Genomic DNA, 23,197 nt, shown 5'->3' with positions numbered 1-23,197 from the left:
GGCCGGGCCTCGGCCCGGTCAGCTCCGGTGGGCCGCCTCGTCCTCGGCGTGCAGCACGCACCAGACGACCTTGCCGTCCGGCAACGGAGTGCTGCCCCAGCGCCGGGCGACCGTGTCGATCAGCAGCAGGCCCCGCCCCCCGGTGGAGGTCAACGGAGCGAGCCCGGCGTACGCGGGCGGTCGGGGAGAGTGGTCCCGGACGGCCAGGTGCAGGGAGCTGTCCTGCGGGGCCACCCGGACGGTCATCGGGGTGCGCGCGTGGGCGACCGCGTTGTTGACCATCTCGGTGACCGCGATGCACGCCGGTTCCGCCAGCTCGGGCACGCCCCACCGGCCGCAGCCGTCGGTGACCAGCGCCCGGGCCTCCCGGGCCGCGCCCACCGTCGCCGGCAGGTCGGCGCTCAGCACCGCCGCGAGCGGCCTGCCGGCCAGCGCCTCCTGCGCCTCGTCCAGGGTCGCCCGGACCGGCGCCCCCTCCCGGGCGCCCGCCGTATCCAGCACCAGCAGGTCGGAGGCGGGCCAGTCGTCCACCAGGCCGCGCACGTCGTCGAGGACGGCCCGGGCGGCGGGCTCGGAAACCCGGAGTCGGGAGAGGTCCGCGATCGCCGGGCCGGGCCGGGCCCAGAGCCGCGCCAGCAACGCGTCGCGGACGCCGTCGACGCCGGCCAGATCGAGGACGCCGGTCAGCCTGACGACCGCGGACGCTTCGTCCGTCTCCACCAGGCATCGCACGTCCGTCGGCATGATCGTCCCATTGTGCATGCCGGGTCCGGGCCGCGCATCCGACCGGTCGGTCCGGTTCATGAGCGGTCCGTCCGTGACCGGCGGTTCATCGCCGCCATCGTGCCGACCGCCGTGCCGGCCGCCGCCAGGCCGAAGGCGGCGGTCATCCGCACCAGCTGCCGGCGCCGTCCGTGCCAGCCGCCGGAGCGCTCCGCCTCGGCGTCGGCCCGGAAGACGTTGCCGGTGCTGTCCAGCCGGATGCCCGGCCCGAACTGGGTCCGGTGGGTGTACCAGCCGAGCACCCGCTCGGCCAGCGCCGGCGCCAGCCGCCACTGCAGACCGATCAGCCGCGCGGCGCCACCCGCGTACGCCTCCCGGCGCGGCCGGCGCAGCAGCCGCACGATCGTCTCCGCGACCACCTCCGGTGGGTACACCGGCGGCGGTGGGGTCAGCTCATGGCCGCTGTGGTTCGCGGCGTGCCGGAAGAACGGGGTGTCGATGGTGGCCGGCAGCACCGTGCAGATGGAGATGTTGCCCCGGCCGGTCACCCGCAGCTCCTGCCGCACCGTGTCGGCCAGCCCGCGGATGCCGTGCTTGGTCGCGTTGTACGCCGACTGGTAGGGCATCGCCACCTCGGCCAGCACCGAGGCGTTGTTGACGAGGACGCCGCCGCCGGCCGCGCCCAGCCACGGCAGCGCCGCCTTGGTCGCGTACGCCGTGCCGAGCAGGTTCACCGCCACCACCCGCCGGAACTCCGCCACCGGGATCTCGTCGAAGAGGCCCACCGCGCTGACCGCCGCGTTGTTCACCCAGCCGTCGATCCGGCCGAACTCCGCCGCCGCCCGGGCGGCGAGCCGCTCCACCGCCTCCGGGTCGGTCACGTCGGTGGGTACCACCAGCGCCCGCCCACCCAGCTCCCGGCAGCGGTCGGCGACCCGCTGGAGGGCCTCCTCGCTGCGGGCCGCGAGCACCACGTCGGCGCCCCGCCGGGCCAGCGCGTGGGCGGTCGCCGCACCGATGCCGCTCGAGGCGCCGGTGATGACGACCGTGGCGTCGTCGAGGTTGCGGGTGAGAGGCATTCTTCGCCGGTACCCCCGGTCCGGGTGGGTCATGCGGGCGGAGTCTGCCGGATCACGGTTGCGCCCCGGCTGTTCCGGGCAGTTGTCACGCTGCCGACGAAAGGTCGCGTCCCGTCGGGGCGCGTCCCGCCGTGGCCGCTCCGCCGGTCCGGTCCCGATCTGCCAGGTTTCGGCTCACCAGGGCCGGGTTAATGGGACCCTCTGACCGGGGAGGACCCACCGCTCGCTAGATCGCATGGAGGTGCACCATGCGCGTCGGCCTTGTATGCGCGCACGCCGGCCCGTCCAGGCAGGTCGACGGTCCGATCGTCGGCACGCACCAGCACATCGCCCGGGTCGCCGCCGAGCTCGCCGACCGGGGCCACGACGTACGGGTCTACGAGCGCCGGGACTCCGCGGGGCAGCCGGAGTGCGTCGAGTCGGACGGCTACCGGCTGGAACGGGTGCCGGTCGGTCCGCCCATCCCGCTGCCCACCGGCGCACTGGTGCCGCACGTGGCCGAGTTCGGCCGCTGGCTGGCCGAGCGGTGGTCCGGCGACTGGACCCCGGACGTGGTGCACGGGCACTACTGGATCGGCGGCCTGGCCGCCGCCCACGGCGTACGCGAGACCGACATTCCGGTCGTGCAGACCTTCCACTCGCTCGGCGTCGAGCAGCTGCGCCACCTCGGCGGTCAGTACGACGGGCCGGGGGAGCGGATCCCGCTGGAGCGGGCGCTGACCCGGGCGGTGGACATCGCGGTCGCGCAGAACAACGACGAGGTCGACGAGCTGACCCGGATGGGCCTGCAACGCACCGCGGTGGCGATGGTGCCGACCGGGGTCGACACCGGGCAGTTCCACCCCGACGGTGAGGCGGCGCCCCGGGACCAGCGGGCCCGCATCCTCTCCGTCGGCGGGCTGTCGCCCGGCCACGGCCAGGAGGACCTGATCCGGGCGATGCGGCTGGTCGGCGACGCCGAGCTGGTGATCGCCGGCGGGCCGCCCGCCGAGCAGCTGGCCGACCACGCCGAGGTGCGGTGGCTGCGGGAGCTGGCCGAGCGGACCGGGGTGGCCGACCAGGTGAAGCTGGTCGGCGCGGTGCCGCACGACCAGATGGCCACCTGGTACCGCTCCGCCGACGTGGTCGCCTGCACGCCGCACTACTCGTCGGCCGGTCGGGTGTCGCTGGAGGCGATGGCCTGCGGCGTGCCGGTGGTCGGCTACGCGATGGGCGGCATCGCCGACGCGGTGGTGGACGAGGTGACCGGCAAGCTGGTGCCGCCGGGGGACGTCCGCACGCTCGGGGTCACCCTGCGCCGGCTGCTGGCCGACAACGCCGGGCGGTTCGCTTACGGGCACGCGGCGGTCGACCGGGTCCGGTGCAGCTACACCTGGGAGCGGACGGCCGGCGCGTTGGAACGGCTCTACGAGCGGGTGGTCCGCCGCCGCAAGCCGGTCGAGGCGGCCTGAGCCGGCTGCCGCGGGCCGGTCGCCCGAGGGGTCCTCACGGCCGGGCGGTCAGCGGCGGCGCCGGCGCCGATCATCAGGCGCTCCCGCTCGCGGGCGACCGCGTGGTGGTGCTGCGGTTCGGCGTACCGGGTGAGGCCCACCACCGAGGCCAGCGTGACCAGGAAACCGACCGCGGCCAGCCATTCCCGGCCCGGCCAGATCCGGTCGTTGAGCAGCAGCAGGCCGATGACCGCCGCGGGCACCGCCCCGGCGGCGTCCATCGCGGCCACCGCGGCCGTGGTCGAGCCCCGCTGCATCGCCAGGCCGAGCAGCAGCTGCCCCACCACCGAGTGGGCGATCAGCAGGTAGAGCAGCGGGTTCCGGACGAACGCCTCGACCGAGTCCGCGGAGGCCAGCGGGCGGGCGGCCACCGCGGCGGCGGAGAACGCCATCCCGGCCAGCGAGCCCAGCGCCACCGAGCCGGGCGCGCCGTGCAGCCGGGCCGCGAAGAAGCCGGCTATGGCGATCACCCCGAGCGCCGCGGCCAGGCCGATCAGCGCGGCCGGGCCAAGCTGCCGTGAGGGCGCCGGCTGGGCGGCCAGCACCAGCGCGGTGATCCCGCCGAAGAGCAGCGCCAGCAGCGCCACCTCGGCGGCCGGCAGCCGCCATTTGAGCACCAGCACCCCGAGCACGGCGGTCACCCCGAGCCCGGCCGCCACGCTGGCCTGGACCAGGAAGAGCGGCAGGTCCCGGCGGGCCAGGAAGGCCAGCACGAAGCCGGTGACCTGGCAGAACAGCCCGACCAGGTACGTCCGGTGGCTGGCCAGCCGCAGCAGCAGCCCCGGGTCGAAGGTGTGGTGCACGGTGGTCCGCGCCGCGGCGACGGATTGGAGCAGGTTGGCGAAGCCGTACGCGACGATCATCGCCGCGAGGAAGCACCAACCGGAGGACACCACCTGGCGAGGATAGAGGCAACCGGTGGGTCAGCGCGCGGCTGGCCTTCCGAGCCGGCTCAGGATGTCGGAGTGGAGGAGGGTGTTGGTGGCGATCGCGCTGTTCTCCCCGCCGGCCGGCGCCGGTCGACCGGCCCGATCGGTGATGGTGCCGCCGGCCTCGGTCACGATCGGCACCAGCGCGGCGACGTCCCAGAGCGAGAGCTCCGGCTCCACCATCGCGTCCAGCGCCCCCTCGGCCAGCAGCATGTAGCCGTAGAAGTCGCCGTAGGCCCGGCTGCGCCAGGTGTCCCGCATGAGCTGGAGCATCGCGTCGAGTCGGCCGGCGGACTCCCAGCCGGTCAGCGACGAGTAGCAGAAGCTGGCGTCGGCGAGGTCCCGGACCCCGGAGACCCGGATCGGCGTGCCGGCGGCGGCGTCCGGGCCGGCGTACGCGCCCGCGCCCGTCGCGGCCCACCAGCGGCGGCCCAGCGCCGGGGCGGAGACCAGGCCGAGCACCGGGCGGTCCCCCTCGAGCAGGGCGATCAGGGTGGCCCAGACCGGCACGCCCCGGACGAAGTTCTTGGTGCCGTCGATCGGGTCGATCACCCAGCGCCGCCCGCCGGGCCCGGCGGCCGGCTGCTCGCCGTACTCCTCGCCGAGCAGGCCGTCGCCCGGCCGGTGCCCGGCCAGCAGGGCGCGGATCTCCCGCTCGACCGCGGTGTCCGCGTCGGAGACCGGGGTCAGGTCCGGCTTCGACTCGACCCGCAGGTCGAGGGCGCGGAACCGGGCCATGGAGATGGCGTCGGCGGTGTCGGCGAGCAGGTGGGCGAGAGCGAGGTCGTCGGCGTACCCGGTCATGCCGGAAACGGTAGTGGCGGCCGCCGGGTCAGGATCCGGCGGGCGGCGCGTCCGGCCCGCGCTGGTCACCCTCGCCGGGCCCGCGGTGCTCGGCCTCCCCGCGCGCGTCGCCCTCGCCGCTGCGGGAGGCCAGCAGCCGGCGGTACGACGCCAGCCGGCGCGGGTCGGCCTTGCCGGCGGCCACCCAGGCGTCCAGCGCGCAGTCCGCCTCATCGGCGGTGTGCTGGCAGTTCGCCGGGCAGTCGACCGTCGCCTCCACCAGGTCGGGGAAGCCGTGCAGCAGGCTCTCCGCGGAGACGTGCGCCAGCCCGAAGCTGCGCACCCCGGGGGTGTCGACGATCCACCCGGGGTCGCCCTTCGCCCCGGGCGTGGGCGGCAGCCGCAGCGCCACGGCGCTGGTCGAGGTGTGCCGGCCGCGGCCGATCGCGCTGACCACGCCGACCGCCCGCGCGGCCTCCGGCACCAGCCGGTTGACCAGCGTCGACTTGCCGACCCCGGAGTGCCCCACCAGGACCGAGATCCGGCCGGCGAGCAACGCGCGCAGCGCGTCCAGGTCCGAATCCGGACGGATCAGCACGTACGGCAGCTCCAGCTCGGTGTAGTAGCCGAGCACCGCCTCCGGGCCGGCCAGGTCCGCCTTGGTCAGGCAGAGCAGCGGCTCGATGTCCGCGTCGTACGCGGCCACCAGGCAGCGGTCGATGAACCCGGTGCGCGGCGGGGGGTCGGCCAGCGCGCTGACGATCACCAACTGGTCGGCGTTGGCCACCACGACCCGCTCCAGCCGCCCCTCGGCGGTGGTCGCGTCGTCCTCGGCGGTGCGCCGCAGCACGGACCCGCGTTCGGCGATCCGGACGATCCGGGCCAGCGCCCCGGGCGCGCCGGAGGTGTCCCCGACCAGCCCGACCCGGTCGCCCACCACCACCGACTTGCGGCCCAGCTCGCGGGCCCGCATCGCGGTGATGGTCGGGTCGTCCGGCCCGGCGTCCGGTCGTACGCAGGTGTAGCGGCCCCGGTCCACGGCGATCACGAAACCGTCGACCGCCTCGGCGTGCAGCGGGCGGGTGCGCGTACGCGGGCGCGAGGGCTTCCCGGGTCGGACCCGTACGTCGTCCTCGTCGTACTCGCGCCGTTTGGTCGCCAGGACCTGCCCCCTGTCGCGTCAGCTCTTGCCGGTCACCATTCCTGACCATAGTGCCGGAAACTCGGGCATGGTCTTCGAGGTGCACGCCACGTCGTCCACCTCGATGCCCGGTACGGCCAGCCCGGTCACCGCGGCGGCGTGCGCCATCCGGTGGTCCGCGTACGTCCGGAAGGTCCCGCCGCGCAGCGGGCGGGGGCGGATCTCCAGCCCGTCGGCCGACTCGGTGATGTCCGCGCCGAGCGCGGTGAACTCCCGGGCCAGCGCGGCGATCCGGTCGGTCTCGTGCCCCCGGATGTGCCCGACCCCGGTCAGCCGGGACGGTGAGTCGGCGAGCATGGCCAGCGCGGTCAGCACCGGGGTCAGCTCGCTGACGTCGGAGAGATCGGCGTCCAGGCCGTGCACGGTGCCGGTGCCGCGGACGGTGAGCCCGCCGGTGGTCAGCGTCACCTCGCCGCCCATCCGGTGCAGCAGCGCGCGGAGCTGCTCGACGGGCTGCATGCTGCTGCGTGGCCAGCCCTGCAGGGTCACCTCACCGCCGGTGACCAGCGCGGCGGCGAAGAACGGCACCGCGCCGGAGAGGTCCGGCTCGATCTCCCAGCCGCGCCCGCTCAGCGGCCCCGGCTCGACCGTCCAGACGTCGGGCACGCTGTCGTCGACCGCCGCCCCGGCGGCGCGGAGCATCTGCACGGTCATCCGCAGGTGCGGCGCGGAGGGGACCGGCGGGCCCTCGTGCCGGACCACCACGCCCCGGTCGAACCGCGGGGCGGCCAGCAGCAGCCCGGAGACGAGCTGGCTGGAGGCGGAGGCGTCGATGACCACCTCGCCGCCGGCGACCCGGCCGGCGCCGAGGACCGTCAGCGGCAGGCTGCCGGTGGCCGGGGTGTCGATGCGTACGCCGAGGGAGCGCAGTGCCCCGATCAGCGGGCCGAGCGGGCGGACCCGGGCCTGCGGGTCGCCGTCGAAGGTGACCCGCCCCTCGGCCAGGCCGGCGACCGGCGGGAGGAAGCGCATCACCGTGCCGGCCAGGCCGACGTCGACGTGCGCGGGGCCGACCAGCCGGTGCGGCCGGACCAGCCAGCGGTCGTCGTCGGAGATCGACATGTGCGCGCCGAGGGCGCGCAGCCCGCCCGCCATCAGCTCGGTGTCCCGGGCGCGCAGCGGCCCGCCCAGCGTCGACGGGCCACCGGCCAGCGCGCTGAGCACCAGGGCCCGCGCGGTCATCGACTTGGAACCGGGCAGGCGCAGCGTCGTGGCGACCGGATCGCTGGCGGTCGGTGCGGTCCACGGCTGCGGCGGCCGGGTCGCGGTCAGATTCCCCACGGTCACATTCTGCCAAGTCCGACGGCGGATGGAGCCGGCCGCCGGGCCCACTCCCGGTTGGCGGGACAGCCGGGAGGCCGGCGGCGCGTTAGCGTTGCGCCATGTGCGGGAGGTACGCGACGACCCGGAGCGCGGGCGACCTGAGCGCGCTGTTCGAGTCGTACGACGAGACCGGCGGCGCGGTCGGCCCGGACTTCAACGTCGCCCCGACCGACCTGGTGCCGCTGGTCCGGCTGGCGCCGGAGGGGCACCGGGCGCTCTCCGTCGGCCGCTGGGGCCTGGTCCCGCACTGGTCCCGCAGCGCCACCGGCGCGGCCCGCATGATCAACGCGCGGGCCGAGACGATCGCCACCAGCCGGGCCTACGCCCCGTCCTTCGCCCGCCGCCGCTGCCTGCTCCCCGCCGACGGCTGGTACGAGTGGGTCCGGGAGCCCGGCGGTCGCCGGCAGCCCTACTACATGACGCCGACGGACGGGTCGGTGCTCGCCTTCGCCGGCATCTGGTCGGTCTGGGAGGCGACGGGCAGCCCGCTGCTCACCTTCAGCGTGCTCACCACGGCGGCCGTCGGCGAGCTGGCCGAGGTGCACGACCGGATGCCGCTGCTGCTGCCCCGGGAACGCTGGGCCGCCTGGCTCGCCCCGACCGACGAGCCCGCCGCGCTGCTCGCCCCGCCGTCGACGGCCTGGCTCGCCGGGCTGGAGATCCGGCCGGTCTCCCCGGCGGTGGGTGACGTCCGCAACGACGGCCCCGGCCTGACCGTCCGGGTTCCGCTGGCCCGCCCGGAGACCGACCCGGAATTGACGCTGTTCTGATCACCGTCGGCACATTGTCGTGTGCGGATTTGCCAGGGTTGCGCCTGAAACGTCGCCCGGCTGTTTAGCCATCTTTACCGCAGAGTCTTGTCCCCGCCTCGGCAAGTGCGATAGAACACAGCGCCGGCGGTGGGCGTCGATTCGCACGGGGCGGATGGCACCCATCGATCCTTGTGATCTTGCCGGTCCCACGGGGGAGGTGGGTGGATTTGACACGGGCACGTATGCCCCGCCCGCACGAGGTGGCCGCCGCACGACGAGATCCGCGACTGCTGCGGGCGTTGCGCGAGCGGCGACACGACGAGGCGTGGCGGACCAGAGGGACCTGCCAGAGCGTGGACCCGGAGACGTTCTTTCCGGCACCCAACGAGCCGGCCGATTCGGCCGTGGCGCTCTGCCGCAGTTGTGATGTCCAGGGCTCCTGCCTCGCCTGGGCGCTGGAGGTGGGCGACTGCCACGGCGTCTGGGGCGGCACCACACCGCGCGAACGGCGGGCGATGCTCGTCGCCTGGCGCAGCGAGGTGCAGCCGGATCCGGACGCGGTCGACGAGGCCGGTCCGCCGGTCCGCGACCGCCTGCTCACCCTGGTGCCGCTCAGTCGCTGAGCCGATCGGGCAGGCCGTCGCCGCCCGCCTCGCAACCCTGGAGGCGGGCGGCGCCGTCGTTTCCGGGTCTCGCGCCTCCGGTCGGGGCGGTGCCGTGCTCCGCTTCCGGACCGGGTCCGGCGGTGCGGCCTGCGGACCGGCCGGGCGGGGCCGGCGGAGAATGGGCCGGTGCGGCACAGCGACGAGATCGACACCCCCCGCGGACCGGCCCGGGTCGACACCGACCTGCCGACCGGTCCCGTCACCACCGCGCTGGTGCTCGGGCACGGCGCGGGCGGTGGGGTGGACGCCCCGGACCTGCTCGCCGTCCGGGACGCGGTGACCGCCGCCGGGGTGGCGGTGATCCGGGTGACCCAGCCGTACCGGGTCGCCGGTCGACGCGCGCCGGCGCCGGCCGGGCACCTCGACGAGGCGTGGACGGCGGTGCTGGCCGCGCTCCGGGAGCGCCATCCGACCGTCTCCGGCTGGGTGGTCGGCGGGCGCTCCAGCGGGGCCCGGGTCGCCTGCCGTACCGCCACGGCGGTCGGCGCGAGCGGGATCGTCGCGCTGGCCTTCCCGCTGCACCCGCCGGGGCGTCCGGAGCGCTCGCGGGCCGACGAGCTGGCGACCGGGCTGCCCACCCTGGTGGTCAACGGCGACCGGGACCCCTTCGGGGTGCCGGAGCCGGGACCGGGCGTCGAGGTGGTGCTCCGTCCGGGTGAGCGGCACGACCTGCGGGGGGACCCGGCGGCCACGGCCGCGGTGGTGCGCGACTGGCTGCGCGGGCGGGGCTGGACACCCCGCTGAGCGGACCCGGCGGGGGCGATCGTGGCGGGCGGACGCCGACGAGACCGCACCGAGCGTGACCGGTGGTGGCGGCGGGTCGTTGCTAGGGATGGTGCCGGACGTCCGGTTCGGGCGGTCCGGGGCCATCCTCCCAGGCCCTTCCTGGTCCCAGCGCCGGTCGCGGCCGGGGCCGGGACCAGGAACGGCGGGGGCGACGGAATGTGTCGCCCGACGGCGCGGTTACTACCTCTGGACGACATTTCCAGCCGAGGGGGGTGACCGGTGCCGACCGAGACACGGAGCCGGGAGCGGGACGAACGGGACGCGCGGCAGCTGAGGCGGCTGTTGGACGCGCCGGAGTGGCCCGCTGAGGCGTCGGCCACGGTGAGCACCAGCACACCGACCGGAACTGAATCTGCGGGCAGGTCCGTACGCGTATCCTCGGCGGGAAAGCATCCGACGCGAGGGGATGTGCGGTTGACCACCGAGAAGACGGACGAGCGCAGGGCCCGTTTCGAGCGGGACGCGATGCCCTTCGTCGATCAGCTCTACGCTGCCGGGCTGCGGATGACGCGCAACCCGGCGGATGCCGAGGACCTGGTCCAGGAGACGTACCTGAAGGCGTATGCGGCCTTCCACCAGTTCGAGCAGGGCACGAACCTGAAGGCCTGGCTCTACCGGATCCTGACCAACACCTACATCAACACCTACCGCAAGCGGCAGCGCCAGCCCGTGCAGGCGCCCACCGAGGAGATCACCGACTGGCAGCTGGCCGAGGCCGAGTCGCACACCTCCAGCGGGCTGCGCTCGGCGGAGACCGAGGCGCTGGACCGCCTGCCGGACAGCGACGTCAAGGAGGCCCTCCAGCAGCTGCCGGAGGAGTTCCGCATGGCGGTGTACCTCACCGATGTCGAGGGCTTCTCCTACAAGGAGGTCGCTGACATCATGGCCACGCCGATCGGCACCGTGATGTCGCGGCTGCACCGCGGCCGACGTAATCTGCGCAAGCTGCTCGAGCAGTACGCCGCGGAGCGGGGCTTCAGCGCCGCGCCGTCGTCGTCGAAGGGTTCGACCGCCGCCGCCGGCCGGGAGGTGTGACCGTGAGCTGTGGAGAGCCGCACGAGACGGACTGCCGCGAGGTGCTCGCGGAGGTCTACCTCTACCTGGATCTGGAGTGCGCGGACGAGCGCCGGACGCTGATCCGCCACCACCTCGACGAGTGCGGGCCCTGCCTGCGCGAGTACGGCATCGAGCAGGAGGTGAAGGCGCTGGTCGCGCGGTGCTGCGGCAACGAGACCGCGCCGGAGCAGCTGCGCGAGCGGCTGCGGGTACGCCTCACCGAGCTGGTGGTCTTCGAGAGCACCGAGTCCCGCGAGCTGGCGGACTGAGCACGCCGCACTGACCTGACAACACCGGTGGCCCGGGTCGATTCGACCCGGGCCACCGGTCTGTCCGGCCGGGGCCGGGGGAGCTGCTGATCCTCGAGGCGGGCGCGCCCGCCGACGATCAGGAGTTGGGGCGCTTGCCGTGGTTCGCGGCGCTCTTCTTACGGGCCTTCTTCTTGCGGGACTTCTTCGCCATACTGTGCCTCCTTGTGCTGGTCACGGTCCGACCGCGGGCGAGCGCGGCGGAGGTCGCGTACCGGTCCTCCGGTCCTCCGGGCGTCCGGGGACCGACGGAGCTGATGCTAGTGCGGGTGGCGTCGCCCGTGGTCCGGCGGGGGCAAAAGCGGCGTGGTGGCCGCTCCGCGCCCGGCGGTGACCCGGGTCATGATTGGATACCGTTCGCAGGCACACCGGTGGAGAGGGAGGGCCGTCACATGGCCGAGGAGATCCGCGCCGAGATGGTGGCGAACGTCTGGAAGGTCGTTGCGTCGGCCGGGGACACCGTGTCCGAGGGGGACACGCTGGTGATCCTGGAGTCGATGAAGATGGAGATCCCGGTGATCGCCGAGTCGGACGGCGTCGTCCAGCAGATGGCGGTCAACGAGGGTGACGTCGTGCAGGACGGTGACCTGATCGCGGTGATCGGTTGACCGGCCTCACCGTCCGTCGGGCCGACCCGGCCGACCACCCGGCGGTGGCTCGGCTGACGGTCGCCGCCTACGAGGCCGACGGGCAGCTCAAGGGCGAGAACGGGTACGCCGTGGTGCTCGCCGACGTGGCCACCCGGGCGGAGACCGGCGAGGTGCTGGTCGCCGTCGACGGGGAGACCGGCGAGGTGCTCGGCGCGGTGACCTTCGTGCTGGCCGGCACCCCGTACGCCGAGCTCTCCGGCCCCGGCGAGGCGGAGTTCCGGATGCTCGCCGTCGACCCGGCCGCGCAGGGCCGTGGCGCCGGGGCGGTGCTGGTCCGGGCCTGCGTGGCCCGGGCGACCGAGCTGGGCTGCTCGGCGGTGGTGATCTGCGTACGCAGCGGGATGGCCGTCGCGGCGCACCGGCTCTACGAGCGGATGGGCTTCGTCCGGGTGCCGGAGAAGGACTGGTCCCCGCTGCCGGGGGTGGAGCTGCTGGGCCTCCGGCTGGACCTCGCCGGCGGCTGACGGCGCCCGTACCGGCCGGCTCGGCGGGAGCCGTGCCGCCCGGTGGCCGGCCGGGTCAGCCGGCCTCGCCGATCTTCGACAGCAGCTCGTCGGCGACCTCGAGGGCGATCTTCTTCCGCTCCTCGTCGGTGATGTGCGGAGCGCGTACCGCGAACCAGCTGCTGTGCACGGCGAACAGGGTGAGCGCGGCGCGGAGCTGCGCGGCGGGCGAGTCGTCGCCCCGGCACAGCTGGTCGGCGAGGCCCAGCATCCGCTCCCGCATCTGCATCCCGGCGGCGAGGCTCTTCAGCACGGTCTGGTTCTGCTCGAAGAAGCGCATCACCGACGGCTGCTCGCTGTCGAACATCGCGTCGGCGTACCGGGTGATCAGCGCCCGGCGGGTGGCCAGGGTGGCCGGCTGCGACCGGGCCCAGTCGATCAGCTCGTCCATCCGGCGCAGCCGGTCCTCGACGAAGCTGTTGACGATCTCGTCCTTGCTCTTGAAGTGGTAGTAGAGGGCGGCCTTGGTCACGCCCAGCCGCTCGGCGATCTCCCGGAGCGAGGTCTTCTCGTACCCCTGCTCGGTGAAGAGCTCCAGCGCGACGGCCTGGATGCGTTCCCGCGTGCCGCCTGTGCTCTCCCTCACCTGCACCACCTAACTCACTTGACGGGTTCCTGCTGTCCAACTTACCGTGCGGCTAGTAAGGTGACTAGCCGGGCGGCAAGTAAGTGCGACACATCTCCGGGGGAGCTTACCCATGACTCAGGAAATGCAGGCGACAGCGCGACCCAACGTCCGGGTCGTGCTCTTCGGCCTCATGATCGCCATGATGCTGGCGATGCTCGACAACATGATCGTCAGCACCGCGCTGCCGCGGATCGTCGGCGAGTTCGGCGGCGTCGACCACTTCACCTGGGTGGTCACCGCGTACGTGCTGGGCACCACGGTCTCCACCCCGATCTGGGGCAAGCTCGGCGACCTGTACGGCCGCAAGGCCGTCTTCCTCACCTCCGTGGTGATCTTCCTGATCGGCTCGGCCCTCTGCGGCATGTCCGGCTCCGGCATGTTCGGCGGCGCCGAGAACGGCATGATCGAGCTGATCGCGTTCCGCGCCGTCCAGGGCCTCGGCGCCGGCGGCCTGATGGTCGGCGTGATGGCGATCATCGGTGACCTGGTGCCGCCCCGCGAGCGGGGCCGCTACCAGGGCATGATCGCCGGCATCATGGCCATCGCCATGGTGGCCGGCCCGCTGGTCGGCGGCTTCATCACCGACAACCTCTCCTGGCGCTGGGCGTTCTACGTGAACCTGCCGCTCGGCGGCATCGCCCTGCTGGTCCTCGCCACCACCATGCACCTGCCGAAGTACCGTACCGAGCACAAGATCGACTGGGTGGGCGCCGCGCTGCTCTCCGTCGGCATCACCGCGATCGTGCTGGTCACCACGTGGGGCGGCAACGAGTACGACTGGACCTCCCCGCAGATCCTCGGCCTCGCCGTCCTCGCGCTGGTCGCCCTGGTCGTCTTCGCCGTCGTCGAGCGCCGCGCCGCCGAGCCGATCCTGCCGCTGGGGCTCTTCGCCAACCGCAACTTCGCCCTCATCTCGGTGATCGGCTTCCTGCTCGGCTTCGCGATGTTCGGCGCGATGAACTTCCTGCCGCTCTACCAGCAGACCGTGCAGGGCGCCTCGGCCACCAACAGCGGCCTGCTGCTGCTCCCGCTGATGTTCGGCATGCTCGTCGTCTCGCTGGTCGTCGGCCGGGCGATCACCAAGACCGGCCGGTACCGGATCTTCCCGATCGCCGGCGGCGTCGTGATGGCCGCCGGCCTGGCGCTGCTGACCCGGCTCGAGGTCGACACCGGCAAGGCCGAGTCGTCGCTCTACATGATCGTGCTGGGCGTCGGCATGGGCTTCCTCATGCAGACCTCGATGCTGATCGCGCAGAACAGCGTCGAGCAGAAGGACCTCGGCGCGGCGAGCGGCGCGGCCACCTTCTTCCGGTCGATCGGCGGCTCGTTCGGCATCTCGCTCTTCGGCGCGATCTTCGCCAACCGGCTCGCCGACTCCGCGGCCGGCGCCGCGTTCAGCGGCGGTGGCGGCGAGGGCGGCCGGATGGACCTGGAGCAGCTCAAGCAGCTGCCGGCGCAGACGCGCGAGCTGGTGCTCGGCGGCCTCTCCGACGCCATCTCGCACGTCTTCTTCTGGGCGGTCGTCTTCACCATCGCCGTGCCGGTGCTCGCCTGGTTCATCAAGGAGGTCCCGCTCCGGTCGACCAACGACGCCCCGCCCGCTGGCGCCACGCCGGAGGAGCAGGCCGAGGTCGCCCTCGGCAAGGCCCCGGTCGCCTGACGCACGCTCCGCGGCCACGCCGACCCCACCGGGGTACGGCGTGGCCGCGCCGCATTCCCGGATCGGCCGGCCCCGGATCCGGGTTGCCGGCACCCGGGGAGGGTCAGGGGCGGCGGAAGGGGGCGGTGAGGTGGCGCCAGAGGCGGCGCAGGGCGCCGGCGCGCCGGGTCTCGGCGGGCGGGCCGGAGATCAGCTCGCGGGCCAGCGCGGCGGTCGTCTCGTCCAGGGCCGGGGTGGCGAGGGCGAGGTGGGCCACGGAGGTGGCGATCGGCACCCGGCGCTCGCGGGACACGGCCGCCACGTCGGCGATGCGTTCGGCCACCACCCGGGCCACGTCGGGGCGTACCGCGGGGTCGACCCAGGCGGCGGTGACCAGGGCGAAGAGCGCCGCCTCGGTGATCCAGTCCTCCACGCCCCAGACCAGCTCCAGCAGCACCCGCCGCCGGGTGGACTCCGCCCACGGTTCGTCGGTGCGGTGGTGCAGCAGGCCGAGGCAGGCCCAGACCTGCACGCAGCGCACCCAGAGCGAGGGGTCCTGGCCGGCGAGCACCCGGCCCAGCGCGGTCGGCGGCGCCTCGGGCGGGTGCACCAGCAGGCCGAGCAGGTCGGTCAGCTCCAGGGTGGCCAGCCCGACCGCGGCGTCGTACGCGGCCGGCGGGTGCGGCCACGCCGGGTGGGCGAGCTGCCGGACGCGCTCCGCCGCCTCGGTCGACGGGACCGGCAGGGTGGGCGCGGCGGTGGTGCCGTCGTACCGCCAGAGCTGGCAGGCGGTGGCCCGGCGGGGCTCGCGCGGGTCCGGGTCGGCCACCTCGGCGACCTCGACGTCGAGGCCGGGCACGGCCGCCGCGACGGTACGCATCGCGCTGGGCGGCTCCAGCGCGTCCAGCCGGACGGCGAGCCGGGCGGCGCCCTCGGCGGCGAGGGCCTGCCGCAGCGCGTCCAGCATCGGACCGCCGGCCGGGGTGACCTGCCCCAGCCAGGGCCGGCTGCGGCAGCATTCGGCGAGGTCGCCGTGTTCGTGGCTGTCGTCGGGGTGGTCCCGGACGAAGTCCGCGAGGGCCACCAGGTGCGCCACGTCCCCGTCGCGCTGGAAGCGCAGCCGGTGCGCGGTGTGCACGGCGCAGTCGAAGGCGGGGTCGCGGGCGAGGGCCCGGTCGATCCAGTCGAGCGCCTCGTCGAGCCGGCCGGTGTCGGCGAGCGTGCCGGCGATGTCGGCGTAGACCGCGAGGTCGTCGGGATCGTGTTCGACGGCGCGGCCGAGCGCGGCCAGGGCGTCGCGGGTCCGGCCGGCGCTGCGGTACGCGTACCCGAGCCAGACCTCGCCGAGTTTCGTCGGCTCCGCGCGTACCCCCCGGGCGGCCCAGGTGACGGCGAGGGCGACCTCGCCGATCCGCCGGGCCAGCGCGGACGCCGCGCCCAGCAGCAGCGCGTGCGCGGGGTGCACGGTGACCGCGTTGCGGGCCAGGGTGAGGTACGGCCGCAGCGGGTCGCGGAGTCGCCGGGGCACCGGGTCGGGCACCGCCGCGCAGAGCTGCATGAGGATCCGGGCGGTCCGCTCGGGTTCGAGGCGTTCGGGCAGCTCGGGGGCGGTCACCCAGGGCACGCCCGCCCAGTTGGCGGCGGGCGCGTAGCCGGTGGCCGCGGCGAGCAGGTCGAGTCCTTCGGCCGGCCGTCCGGCGGCGGCGAGCAGGTGCGCGCGGGCCACCACCGCGCCGACGAATGTGTGGTGTCCCAGCGGGAAGAGATCCAGGTCGCCACCGCTGGCCGCGGCGACCCGGGCCAGGGTCTCGTGCGCCTCGGGCAGCGTGGGGGCCTGGACGAGCGCGGCGGCGACGTGGTCGGCCGCGTGCTGGAGATCCCCGTCGCCCAGCGCCAGCCGGGCGAGCGTGAGCTCCCCCTCCGCCGAGCGCGCGGAGTCGTCCGTTCCGTCGGGCACGTCGTCCTCTCGGTGCGTCGGTTCGCCAGCCGGGCAAGCCTAGGGGATGGTGCGTCGATTCGGTGATCCACTGCGCATTGCTGTTCGTTACGTTGCTCGGATAGACGCAAAGATGCAAGACTGAGCACCGATCGCGCGGCGATCGCGCAGAGGGGAGTTCTCCGTGACCCGTCCAGGGGCCGGCATGGCCGCCGACATCGACGAGCAGCCGGCCGGCTACGACCGCCTGCTCTCCGCCGAGCACGCCGGGGCGATCGCCCGGGTGGCGGCGGTGATCGCCGAGCGCCGCCCCCGGCACGTGGTCTTCACCGCCCGCGGCACCTCCGACCACGCGGCCCTCTACGCGGCGTACCTGACCGAGATCCGGCTCGGCCTTCCCGCCGGCCTCGCCTCGCCGAGCGCGATCACCGTCTACGGCGCCCGGCCCGACCTCTCCGACGCCCTGGTCGTCGGGGTCAGCCAGAGCGGCGGCTCGCCCGACCTGGCCGAGGTGCTCCGGGTGGCCCGGGCCTCCGGCGCGCTCACCCTCGCCGTCACCAACGCGCCCGACTCCCCGCTGGTGGAGACCGCCGAACTCGCCGTCGACATCGCCGCCGGGCACGAGCGGGCCGTCGCCGCCACCAAGACGTACACCGCTGAGCTGCTCGCGCTGCTGATGCTCGTCGAGGGGGTACGCGCCGGCGACGGGGTGCTGCCGGCCGAGGAGCGGGCCGCCCTCGGCGCCCTGCCCGAGCTGGCCGAGCGCACCCTCGCCGACCCCACCCCGGCCCAGCTCGCCCCGCGCTACCGGTTCGCCGCCCAGCTCGTCACCACCGGCCGGGGGTACGCGTACCCGACCGCCCGGGAGGCGGCGCTGAAGCTGATGGAGACCTCGTACCTGCCGGCCCTCGCCTTCTCCGGCGCCGACCTGCTGCACGGCCCGCTGGCCATGACCGACCCGGACGTCCCGGTGCTCGCCGTCGTCGGCTCCGGCCCCGGCGGCCGCTCGATGGGGGAGGTGCTGCCCCGGCTCGGCGAGCGCCGCGCCGACGTGGTGGTGGTCGGCTCCGCCGACGTCGAGGGCGCCACCCGGATGGCCGTCCCCGAGGTCGACGAGCGGTACGCCCCGCTGCTGGACATCCTCCCGCTGCAGCGGCTCGCCCTGGCCCTGGCGTTGGCTCGGGGCGAGGACCCGGACGCCCCGCGCGGGCTGAAGAAGGTCACCGCGACGATGTGACCTCCGGCGTGGCACGCTGTGTCTCGTGTCCACGCTGCGCGACCTCGCCGAGGAGCACACCCAGCTCCGCCCGGCCGACATCGACCACCTGCACCGGATCGCGGGGGACTGGCAGCTGCTGTCCGATCTCTCCTTCGCCGACCTGCTGCTCTGGGTGCCGGTGGACGGCGACGGGACGTTCCTCTGCGTCGCCCAGGTCCGCCCGACGACCGCCCCCACCGCATACCTGGACGACCAGGTCGGGCGGATCGTCGGCGGTCCGGAGGTGGCCCACCTGGAGGTGGCCCACCGGCAGGGCCGGATCTGGCGGGAGGGCGACCCGGTCTGGTACGGCGACGTGCCCGCCCGGCACGAGGCGATCCCGGTGCGGCTGCGGACCGCCGACGGAGAGAACGGCGAGGTCATCGCGGTGGTCGGCCGGGACACCAACCTCTCCACCGCCCGCACGCCCAGCCAGCTCGAACTGAACTACCTGACCACCGCCGACGACCTGGCCCAGATGATCGCCGACGGCACGTTCCCGCCGCCCCGGCACCCCGGCGAGACCACCTCCGCGCCCCGGGTCGGCGACGGCCTGGTCCGGCTGGACGCCAACGGCAAGGTCACCTACGCCAGCCCGAACGCGCAGTCCGCGTACCGCCGGTTGGGCTACGCCTCGCACCTGGTGGGGGAGGACCTGGCCAAGCTGCACCGCCGGCTGGCCGGCGACCCGCTGGAGGGCACCGACGCGGCGAACGCCATCCTGGCCGCGCTGCGCGGGGACGCCCCGCCCCGGCGGGAGATCGACGCCCGCGGCGCCACCATGCTCACCCGGGCGCTGCCGCTGATGCCGGCCGGCGTGCCGATCGGCGCGCTGGTGCTGGTCCGCGACATCACCGAGGTACGCCGCCGGGACCGCGCCCTGATCACCAAGGACGCCACCATCCGGGAGATCCACCACCGGGTGAAGAACAACCTCCAGACCGTCGCCGCGCTGCTCCGCCTCCAGGCCCGCCGGGTCTCCATGCCCGAGGCCCGGGTCGCCCTGGAGGAGTCGGTCCGCCGGGTCGCCTCGATCGCCCTGGTGCACGAGACGCTCTCCATGTCCAGCGACGAGGCGGTCGAGTTCGACGGCATCGTCGACCGGGTGGCCAGCGCGGCCACCGAGGTCGCGGCGACCGAGGTGACGGTCGGCATGCGCCGCACGGGCAGCTTCGGCGTGCTGCCCGCCGAGATCGCCACCTCGCTGGTGATGGTCCTCAACGAGCTGCTGCTCAACGCCGTCGAGCACGGCTTCCCGCCCGCCGGGGAGGAGGGCGCGGTCGTCGCGGAGGGGGGCGGCAAGCCCGAGGTGGTGGTCTCCGCGCACCGGTTCCGCAAGCAGCTGCACGTCTCGGTCGCCGACAACGGTCGCGGCCTGCCCGAGCAGTTCGACGCCGAACGCGGCGGCCGGCTCGGCCTGCAGATCGTCCGGGCGCTGGTGACCGGCGAACTCCGCGGCACCATCGAGCTGCGCAACGGCGCCACCGGCGGCACCGAGGCCGTGCTGGTGGTCCCCCTCGCCCGCGGCTCCGCCGACCGCCTCACCCCCTGACCGGCCGCGCCCTGCCGCCGCGTCGGGGTGGTCGCGCGGCGGGGGTCAGCGGGTGAGCAGGGCGACCGTCAGGCCGGGGCGCGGCCAGACCTGGCGGACGGTGAAGCCGTCCCGCAGCGCCGCGCCCTTCGCCCCCGGCACGGCCGCCACCGGGTCGCTCCGCCGCCCGGCGACCACCAGCCAGACCCGGCGCGTGCCGGCCAGGCACTCCGCCGGCCGGTCGCACTCGCTGGCCCAGAGGTCCGCGCGCTGCCGCTGGTCGCGGGCCACCAGCACGTCGCGGGGCTGCGACGACCCCAGGTGGTACGCGGTGCCGAGGTCGAGGAAGAGCCAACTGTCCCGGGGGGAGAAGACGATCACGTCGCCGGGCTGCTGATGGTCGGCGATCACCCGGGCCACGCCCCGGTAGTCGACCGTGGCGGTGCGCGGCCACTCGTGGGTGCGGCGCAGCCCCGCCTGGTCGGGCAGGCCGAGCAGCCCGGCCAGCAGCACCACGGCGAGCGCCGGCGCCAGCCGTACGCCGGCCAGCGCCGCGCCGGCCAGCAGGCAGCCGAACGGCACGGTGAAGACCAGGTAGCGCGGCACCCACAGCGGTACGACCAGCCCCGCGGCGAAGACCAGCAGCACCGGCAGCAGCGCGCAGGCCGCCGGCAGCAGCGCCCGCCGGCCGAGCCGTCCGGCACCCAGGGCGGCGAGACCGAGCAGCAGGCCGCCCACCGCGCCGCTCTGCGCCACCCCGCCCGGCAGCGCCGCCAGGTCGGTCAGCCGGGCCGGGTCCACCCAGTCGAGCTGCCGGGACCGCTGCCCCCGGGCCACCAGCACCAGCGGACCGACCACCAGCACGGTCGGCACCAACGCCACCAGCCACCGCCACAGGACGCGGCGCCCCGCCCGCCGCTCGCCGCCGGATCGTTCGCCGGCCGGTCGTTCGCTGCGCGGTCGTTCGTCGGGTGGTGCGCCGCCGGGTCGCCCGCCGTGCGGTCGTTCGCCGTCCGGCCGCTCGTCGGTCGGACGGTCGTTGGTCGGACGGTCGTCGGTCGGCCGGCGGGTCCCGGCCGGCGGAGCGCCGAGGCCGGCGGCTGCCGGGGCGCCCCACTGGACCAGCAGCACCGCGACGGCGTGCGCGGCGAGCAGGGTGAGCGCGATCAGGTGGGTCAGGCCCAGCACGGCGACGGCGGCGGCGTAGCCCGCCCAGCGGGTCCACGTCGGCCGTCGCAGCGCCTCGACCAGCAGCAGCGTGGCGAGCACGGCGAGGAGCGTGGCCAGCGCGTACGGGCGGGCCTCCTGGGCGTACCGGGAGGTGCCGGGGAGGACGGCGAGGAGCAGCCCGGCCAGCAGCCCGACCCGGGCGTCGACCAGCCGTTCGCCGAGCCGGGCGGTCAGCCCCGCGGCGGCCGCCATGGCCAGCACCGACGGCAGCCGCAGCGCGGTCGCCGAGTCGCCGAAGAGCGCGGTCCAGCCGTGCATGAGCAGGTAGTACGGCCCGGTGGCGGCGTCGATGGTGCTGGCCAGCCGGACCAGGTCGCCGACCGGCCGCGTCGCCGCGCTCCAGGTCGCCAGCTCGTCCCGCCACAGCTGCGCCCGACTCAACCCGGTGAGGGTGACCACCAGCGTGAGCAGCACCGGCGTCAGCCAGACCAGCCACCGCCGGTGGTGGCTCCTGACCGGAGCGGCCGCGCCGCTGGCCCGTCTCAGCTCCGAAGGTGCGGTCACATGTCGCAGCGTCACACGGCGGGGACGGCTCGGCGGGCTGGTCCGCCGATTCGCGGCCCGCGGTCCGTGATGTGGGATCGCACACGCGGTCATTGGCCGGTCAACCGGGGGTGTGGAAGCATGGGCCCATGACCGCCGCTGTCGTCCGCCGCTTCGTGGCCCGTCGCCACGTTGATTACGGCCGCGTGCGCAGCGCGATCTGTCCGGCCAACTGACGACGCCCGACCCATCCGTCTCGGGCGCGTTCCGCGCCGGCCGTCGAAGACATCGCCGTCCACGGCCCTCTCCAGGGCCGGCCGCCGCGTCCGCGTTCAGGCACAGCAGACATCGGAGGACGCCGCGATGGCGGTCAGCAGCACCCCGACCCGGCCCGAGATCCCGGCCGCCCCCGCCGCCCGGGCCCCCCGCCGTCCGCGCGGGGAGGGGCAGTGGGCGCTCGGTCACCGCGAGCCGCTCAACCCCAACGAGCGGATCAAGAAGGACGACGACCCGCTGAACGTCCGGGCCCGGATCGAGAACATCTACGCCCACCGGGGCTTCGCCTCGATCGACCCGCAGGACCTGCGCGGCCGGTTCCGCTGGTGGGGCCTCTACACGCAGCGCAAGGCCGGCATCGACGGCGGGCGCACCGCCGTGCTGGAGCCGCACGAGCTGGAGGACGAGTTCTTCATGCTCCGGGTCCGGGTCGACGGCGGCCAGCTCAACCTGGCCCAGCTTCGGGTCATCGCCGACATCTCCCGCGAGTTCGCCCGGGACACCGCCGACGTCACCGACCGGCAGAACATCCAGTTCCACTGGATCCGGGTGGAGGACATGCCGGAGATCTGGCGCCGGCTGGAGGCGGTCGGCCTGCAGACCACCGAGGCGTGCGGTGACTGCCCGCGCATCGTGCTCGGCAGCCCGGTCGCCGGGGTGGCCGAGGCCGAGCTGCTCGACCCGACCCCGGCGATCGACGAGATCGTGAGCCGGTACGTCGGCGACAAGCAGTTCTCCAACCTGCCCCGCAAATTCAAGACCTCGATCTCCTGGCTGGTCGACACCCCGTACGAGGCGAACGACATCGCCTTCCTCGGCGTGGACCACCCGGAGCACGGTCCCGGCTTCGACGTCTGGGTCGGCGGCGGCCTCTCCACCAACCCGATGCTGGCCCAGCGGCTCGGCGTCTGGGTGCCGCTGGCCGAGGTGCCGGACGTCTGGGCCGGCGTGGTCGGCATCTTCCGCGACTACGGCTACCGCCGGCTGCGCAACCGGGCCCGGCTGAAGTTCCTGGTCGCCGACTGGGGCGTGGCGAAGTTCCGCGAGGTGCTGGAGAAGGAGTACCTGGGCCGGACGCTGCTCGACGGCCCGGCGCCGGAGCTGCCGAGCAAGCCGGTGGACCACATCGGCGTGCACCGGCAGCGCGACGGGCGCAACTACGTCGGGGCGGCCCCGGTGGTGGGTCGGGTCTCCGGCGGGCAGCTCGCCGAGCTGGCCGAGGTGGTCGAGGCGCACGGCAGCGATCGGGTGCGGCTCACCCCGTACCAGAAGCTGCTGGTCCTCGACGTGGCGCCGGAGCGCACGGAGTCCCTGGTCGCGGCGCTGCGCCGGCTCGGCCTGGAGGCCCGGCCGTCGGCCTGGCGGCGCGGCACCATGGCCTGCACCGGCATCGAGTTCTGCAAGCTCGCCATCGTCGAGACCAAGGCCCGCGGCGAGGAACTGGTGGCCCGGCTGGAGGAGCGGCTGCGCGACTTCGACGCCGACATCTCCATCCACCTCAACGGCTGCCCGAACGCCTGCGCCCGGACCCAGGTCGCCGACATCGGCCTGAAGGGCCAGCTGGTGGTCGGTCCGGACGGCCGCCAGGTGGAGGGCTTCCAGGTGCACCTGGGCGGTGGCCTCGGCATGGCCCAGGGGCAGACCGCCGGCTTCGGCCGCAAGCTGCGCGGCCTCAAGACCACCGCCGCGGAGCTTCCGGAGTACGTGGAACGGCTGGCCCGGCGCTACCTGGCCGGCCGGACCGAGGGTGAGACGTTCGCCAACTGGGTGATCAGGGTCGACGAGGAGGAGTTGCGATGAGTGACGCCCGTTCCGCGCCTCTCTACTGCCCGTACTGCGGTGAGGAGGACCTGCGGCCGAGCGAGGCCGGGCACGGCGCCTGGGAGTGCCACGCCTGCGCCCGGGTCTTCACGGTGAAGTTCACCGGCCTGCTCGGCAGGGCGGTGATCCGGTGAGCGCGAGGAGTGA

Annotated in this window: 23 protein-coding genes; 13 read left to right on the top strand and 10 right to left on the bottom strand. The window is 74.7% G+C overall.

All coding sequences use genetic code 11. From position 1 onward, the window contains the following. Positions 1 to 18: 18 nt before the first annotated feature. Together EV384_RS33340 and EV384_RS33335 are read right to left on the bottom strand one after the other, a co-directional pair. Entirely contained in the window at positions 19 to 744 is a 726-nt protein-coding gene (locus EV384_RS33340; RefSeq protein WP_242624404.1) for an ATP-binding protein, read from the bottom strand. 56 nt (positions 745 to 800) lie between these two features. Continuing rightward, complete coding sequence (locus tag EV384_RS33335; protein ID WP_130339703.1) at positions 801 to 1,802, bottom strand: SDR family oxidoreductase; 1,002 nt, start codon at positions 1,800 to 1,802, stop codon at positions 801 to 803. Positions 1,803 to 2,050: 248 nt separating this feature from the next. On the opposite strand from EV384_RS33335, the gene EV384_RS33330 reads away from it, so the two are divergent. Next, positions 2,051 to 3,253 (top strand): glycosyltransferase, encoded by a 1,203-nt coding sequence (locus EV384_RS33330; RefSeq protein WP_130339701.1) that lies wholly within the window; start codon positions 2,051 to 2,053, stop codon positions 3,251 to 3,253. Here the strand turns inward: EV384_RS33330 and EV384_RS33325 are convergent. The 4 genes from EV384_RS33325 to aroA form a co-directional block, all read right to left on the bottom strand. Next, entirely contained in the window at positions 3,208 to 4,155 is a 948-nt protein-coding gene (locus tag EV384_RS33325) for a hypothetical protein (RefSeq protein ID WP_207232714.1), read from the bottom strand. The two genes, EV384_RS33330 and EV384_RS33325, sit on opposite strands and share 46 nt — an antisense overlap. A gap of 60 nt (positions 4,156 to 4,215) precedes the next feature. Continuing rightward, a complete protein-coding gene (gene hisN / locus EV384_RS33320) occupies positions 4,216 to 5,025 on the bottom strand; it encodes a histidinol-phosphatase (RefSeq protein WP_130339697.1) in 810 nt (269 codons plus the stop codon). A gap of 28 nt (positions 5,026 to 5,053) precedes the next feature. Further along, the gene (rsgA, locus tag EV384_RS33315) at positions 5,054 to 6,052 is read right to left on the bottom strand and encodes a ribosome small subunit-dependent GTPase A (protein WP_242624403.1); all 999 of its coding nucleotides are present in this window, start codon (positions 6,050 to 6,052) and stop codon (positions 5,054 to 5,056) included. A gap of 132 nt (positions 6,053 to 6,184) precedes the next feature. Then, entirely contained in the window at positions 6,185 to 7,486 is a 1,302-nt protein-coding gene (aroA, locus tag EV384_RS33310; protein WP_130339693.1) for a 3-phosphoshikimate 1-carboxyvinyltransferase, read from the bottom strand. A gap of 101 nt (positions 7,487 to 7,587) precedes the next feature. Here aroA and EV384_RS33305 point away from each other — a divergent pair, with 101 nt between their 5' ends. The 5 genes from EV384_RS33305 (at position 7,588) to rsrA (ending at position 11,056) form a co-directional block, all read left to right on the top strand. Then, positions 7,588 to 8,298 (top strand): SOS response-associated peptidase, encoded by a 711-nt coding sequence (locus EV384_RS33305; protein WP_130339691.1) that lies wholly within the window; start codon positions 7,588 to 7,590, stop codon positions 8,296 to 8,298. Between the two features lie 209 nt (positions 8,299 to 8,507). Continuing rightward, positions 8,508 to 8,903, top strand: coding sequence for a WhiB family transcriptional regulator (locus EV384_RS33300; RefSeq protein WP_130339689.1), 396 nt, complete (start codon positions 8,508 to 8,510; stop codon positions 8,901 to 8,903). Positions 8,904 to 9,071: 168 nt separating this feature from the next. Continuing rightward, positions 9,072 to 9,689 carry an alpha/beta hydrolase family protein gene (locus tag EV384_RS33295; RefSeq protein ID WP_130339687.1) on the top strand — a complete coding sequence of 206 codons (618 nt, stop codon included), beginning with the start codon at positions 9,072 to 9,074 and terminating at the stop codon, positions 9,687 to 9,689. Positions 9,690 to 9,950: 261 nt separating this feature from the next. Next, the gene (locus tag EV384_RS33290) at positions 9,951 to 10,766 is read left to right on the top strand and encodes a sigma-70 family RNA polymerase sigma factor (protein WP_130339685.1); all 816 of its coding nucleotides are present in this window, start codon (positions 9,951 to 9,953) and stop codon (positions 10,764 to 10,766) included. A 2-nt stretch (positions 10,767 to 10,768) separates the two neighbouring features. Then, a complete protein-coding gene (gene rsrA / locus EV384_RS33285; protein ID WP_130339683.1) occupies positions 10,769 to 11,056 on the top strand; it encodes a mycothiol system anti-sigma-R factor in 288 nt (95 codons plus the stop codon). Between the two features lie 118 nt (positions 11,057 to 11,174). Here the strand turns inward: rsrA and EV384_RS37500 are convergent, their stop codons facing one another. After that, complete coding sequence (locus EV384_RS37500) at positions 11,175 to 11,249, bottom strand: 50S ribosomal protein bL37 (RefSeq protein ID WP_369814844.1); 75 nt, start codon at positions 11,247 to 11,249, stop codon at positions 11,175 to 11,177. A 238-nt stretch (positions 11,250 to 11,487) separates the two neighbouring features. Between EV384_RS37500 and EV384_RS33280 the strand changes: the two genes are divergently transcribed. Both EV384_RS33280 and EV384_RS33275 read left to right on the top strand, forming a co-directional pair. Beyond that, entirely contained in the window at positions 11,488 to 11,703 is a 216-nt protein-coding gene (locus EV384_RS33280; RefSeq protein WP_130339681.1) for a biotin/lipoyl-binding carrier protein, read from the top strand. Next, a complete protein-coding gene (locus EV384_RS33275; protein WP_130339679.1) occupies positions 11,700 to 12,209 on the top strand; it encodes a GNAT family N-acetyltransferase in 510 nt (169 codons plus the stop codon). Before EV384_RS33280 ends, EV384_RS33275 begins: the two co-directional genes overlap by 4 nt. 55 nt (positions 12,210 to 12,264) lie before the next feature. On the opposite strand, the gene EV384_RS33270 is transcribed toward EV384_RS33275, so the two are convergent. After that, on the bottom strand, positions 12,265 to 12,834 hold the full coding sequence (locus EV384_RS33270) for a TetR/AcrR family transcriptional regulator (RefSeq protein ID WP_130339677.1): 570 nt from the start codon (positions 12,832 to 12,834) through the stop codon (positions 12,265 to 12,267). Between the two features lie 112 nt (positions 12,835 to 12,946). Between EV384_RS33270 and EV384_RS33265 the strand changes: the two genes are divergently transcribed. Next, on the top strand, positions 12,947 to 14,536 hold the full coding sequence (locus EV384_RS33265; protein WP_130339675.1) for an MDR family MFS transporter: 1,590 nt from the start codon (positions 12,947 to 12,949) through the stop codon (positions 14,534 to 14,536). Positions 14,537 to 14,639: 103 nt separating this feature from the next. On the opposite strand, the gene EV384_RS33260 is transcribed toward EV384_RS33265, so the two are convergent. Next, complete coding sequence (locus EV384_RS33260) at positions 14,640 to 16,472, bottom strand: tetratricopeptide repeat protein (protein ID WP_130339673.1); 1,833 nt, start codon at positions 16,470 to 16,472, stop codon at positions 14,640 to 14,642. Positions 16,473 to 16,656: 184 nt separating this feature from the next. On the opposite strand from EV384_RS33260, the gene EV384_RS33255 reads away from it, so the two are divergent. Together EV384_RS33255 and EV384_RS33250 are read left to right on the top strand one after the other, a co-directional pair. Next, complete coding sequence (locus EV384_RS33255; protein WP_130340959.1) at positions 16,657 to 17,688, top strand: SIS domain-containing protein; 1,032 nt, start codon at positions 16,657 to 16,659, stop codon at positions 17,686 to 17,688. A 25-nt stretch (positions 17,689 to 17,713) separates the two neighbouring features. Continuing rightward, a complete protein-coding gene (locus EV384_RS33250) occupies positions 17,714 to 19,261 on the top strand; it encodes a sensor histidine kinase (protein ID WP_130339671.1) in 1,548 nt (515 codons plus the stop codon). Between the two features lie 45 nt (positions 19,262 to 19,306). Here the strand turns inward: EV384_RS33250 and EV384_RS33245 are convergent, their stop codons facing one another. Next, the gene (locus EV384_RS33245) at positions 19,307 to 20,956 is read right to left on the bottom strand and encodes a glycosyltransferase family 39 protein (RefSeq protein ID WP_242624564.1); all 1,650 of its coding nucleotides are present in this window, start codon (positions 20,954 to 20,956) and stop codon (positions 19,307 to 19,309) included. Between the two features lie 360 nt (positions 20,957 to 21,316). On the opposite strand from EV384_RS33245, the gene EV384_RS33240 reads away from it, so the two are divergent. Together EV384_RS33240 and EV384_RS33235 are read left to right on the top strand one after the other, a co-directional pair. Further along, positions 21,317 to 23,029 carry a nitrite/sulfite reductase gene (locus EV384_RS33240; RefSeq protein ID WP_130339667.1) on the top strand — a complete coding sequence of 571 codons (1,713 nt, stop codon included), beginning with the start codon at positions 21,317 to 21,319 and terminating at the stop codon, positions 23,027 to 23,029. Then, positions 23,026 to 23,184, top strand: coding sequence for an IS1 family transposase (locus EV384_RS33235; RefSeq protein WP_130339665.1), 159 nt, complete (start codon positions 23,026 to 23,028; stop codon positions 23,182 to 23,184). Before EV384_RS33240 ends, EV384_RS33235 begins: the two co-directional genes overlap by 4 nt. The last annotated feature ends 13 nt before the right edge of the window (positions 23,185 to 23,197 follow it).

Origin of the sequence: Micromonospora kangleipakensis, assembly GCF_004217615.1 — a bacterium.
GTDB classification, from domain to species: domain Bacteria; phylum Actinomycetota; class Actinomycetes; order Mycobacteriales; family Micromonosporaceae; genus Micromonospora; species Micromonospora kangleipakensis.
Note: the sequence above shows the minus strand (reverse complement) of the source record. Positions and strands in the feature narration are given on the sequence as shown.

What these genes read in the sequence shown, in the direction of transcription:
- hisN (WP_130339697.1), bottom strand. Translation starts at nt 5,025, where the DNA reads ATGACCGGGTACGCCGACGACCTCGCTCTCGCCCACCTGCTCGCCGAC.
- EV384_RS33325 (WP_207232714.1), bottom strand. Translation starts at nt 4,155, where the DNA reads ATGATCGTCGCGTACGGCTTCGCCAACCTGCTCCAATCCGTCGCCGCG.
- EV384_RS33305 (WP_130339691.1), top strand. Translation starts at nt 7,588, where the DNA reads ATGTGCGGGAGGTACGCGACGACCCGGAGCGCGGGCGACCTGAGCGCG.
- EV384_RS33240 (WP_130339667.1), top strand. Translation starts at nt 21,317, where the DNA reads ATGGCGGTCAGCAGCACCCCGACCCGGCCCGAGATCCCGGCCGCCCCC.
- EV384_RS33255 (WP_130340959.1), top strand. Translation starts at nt 16,657, where the DNA reads ATGGCCGCCGACATCGACGAGCAGCCGGCCGGCTACGACCGCCTGCTC.
- EV384_RS33235 (WP_130339665.1), top strand. Translation starts at nt 23,026, where the DNA reads ATGAGTGACGCCCGTTCCGCGCCTCTCTACTGCCCGTACTGCGGTGAG.
- EV384_RS33335 (WP_130339703.1), bottom strand. Translation starts at nt 1,802, where the DNA reads ATGCCTCTCACCCGCAACCTCGACGACGCCACGGTCGTCATCACCGGC.
- EV384_RS33280 (WP_130339681.1), top strand. Translation starts at nt 11,488, where the DNA reads ATGGCCGAGGAGATCCGCGCCGAGATGGTGGCGAACGTCTGGAAGGTC.
- EV384_RS33265 (WP_130339675.1), top strand. Translation starts at nt 12,947, where the DNA reads ATGACTCAGGAAATGCAGGCGACAGCGCGACCCAACGTCCGGGTCGTG.
- EV384_RS33340 (WP_242624404.1), bottom strand. Translation starts at nt 744, where the DNA reads ATGCCGACGGACGTGCGATGCCTGGTGGAGACGGACGAAGCGTCCGCG.
- EV384_RS33330 (WP_130339701.1), top strand. Translation starts at nt 2,051, where the DNA reads ATGCGCGTCGGCCTTGTATGCGCGCACGCCGGCCCGTCCAGGCAGGTC.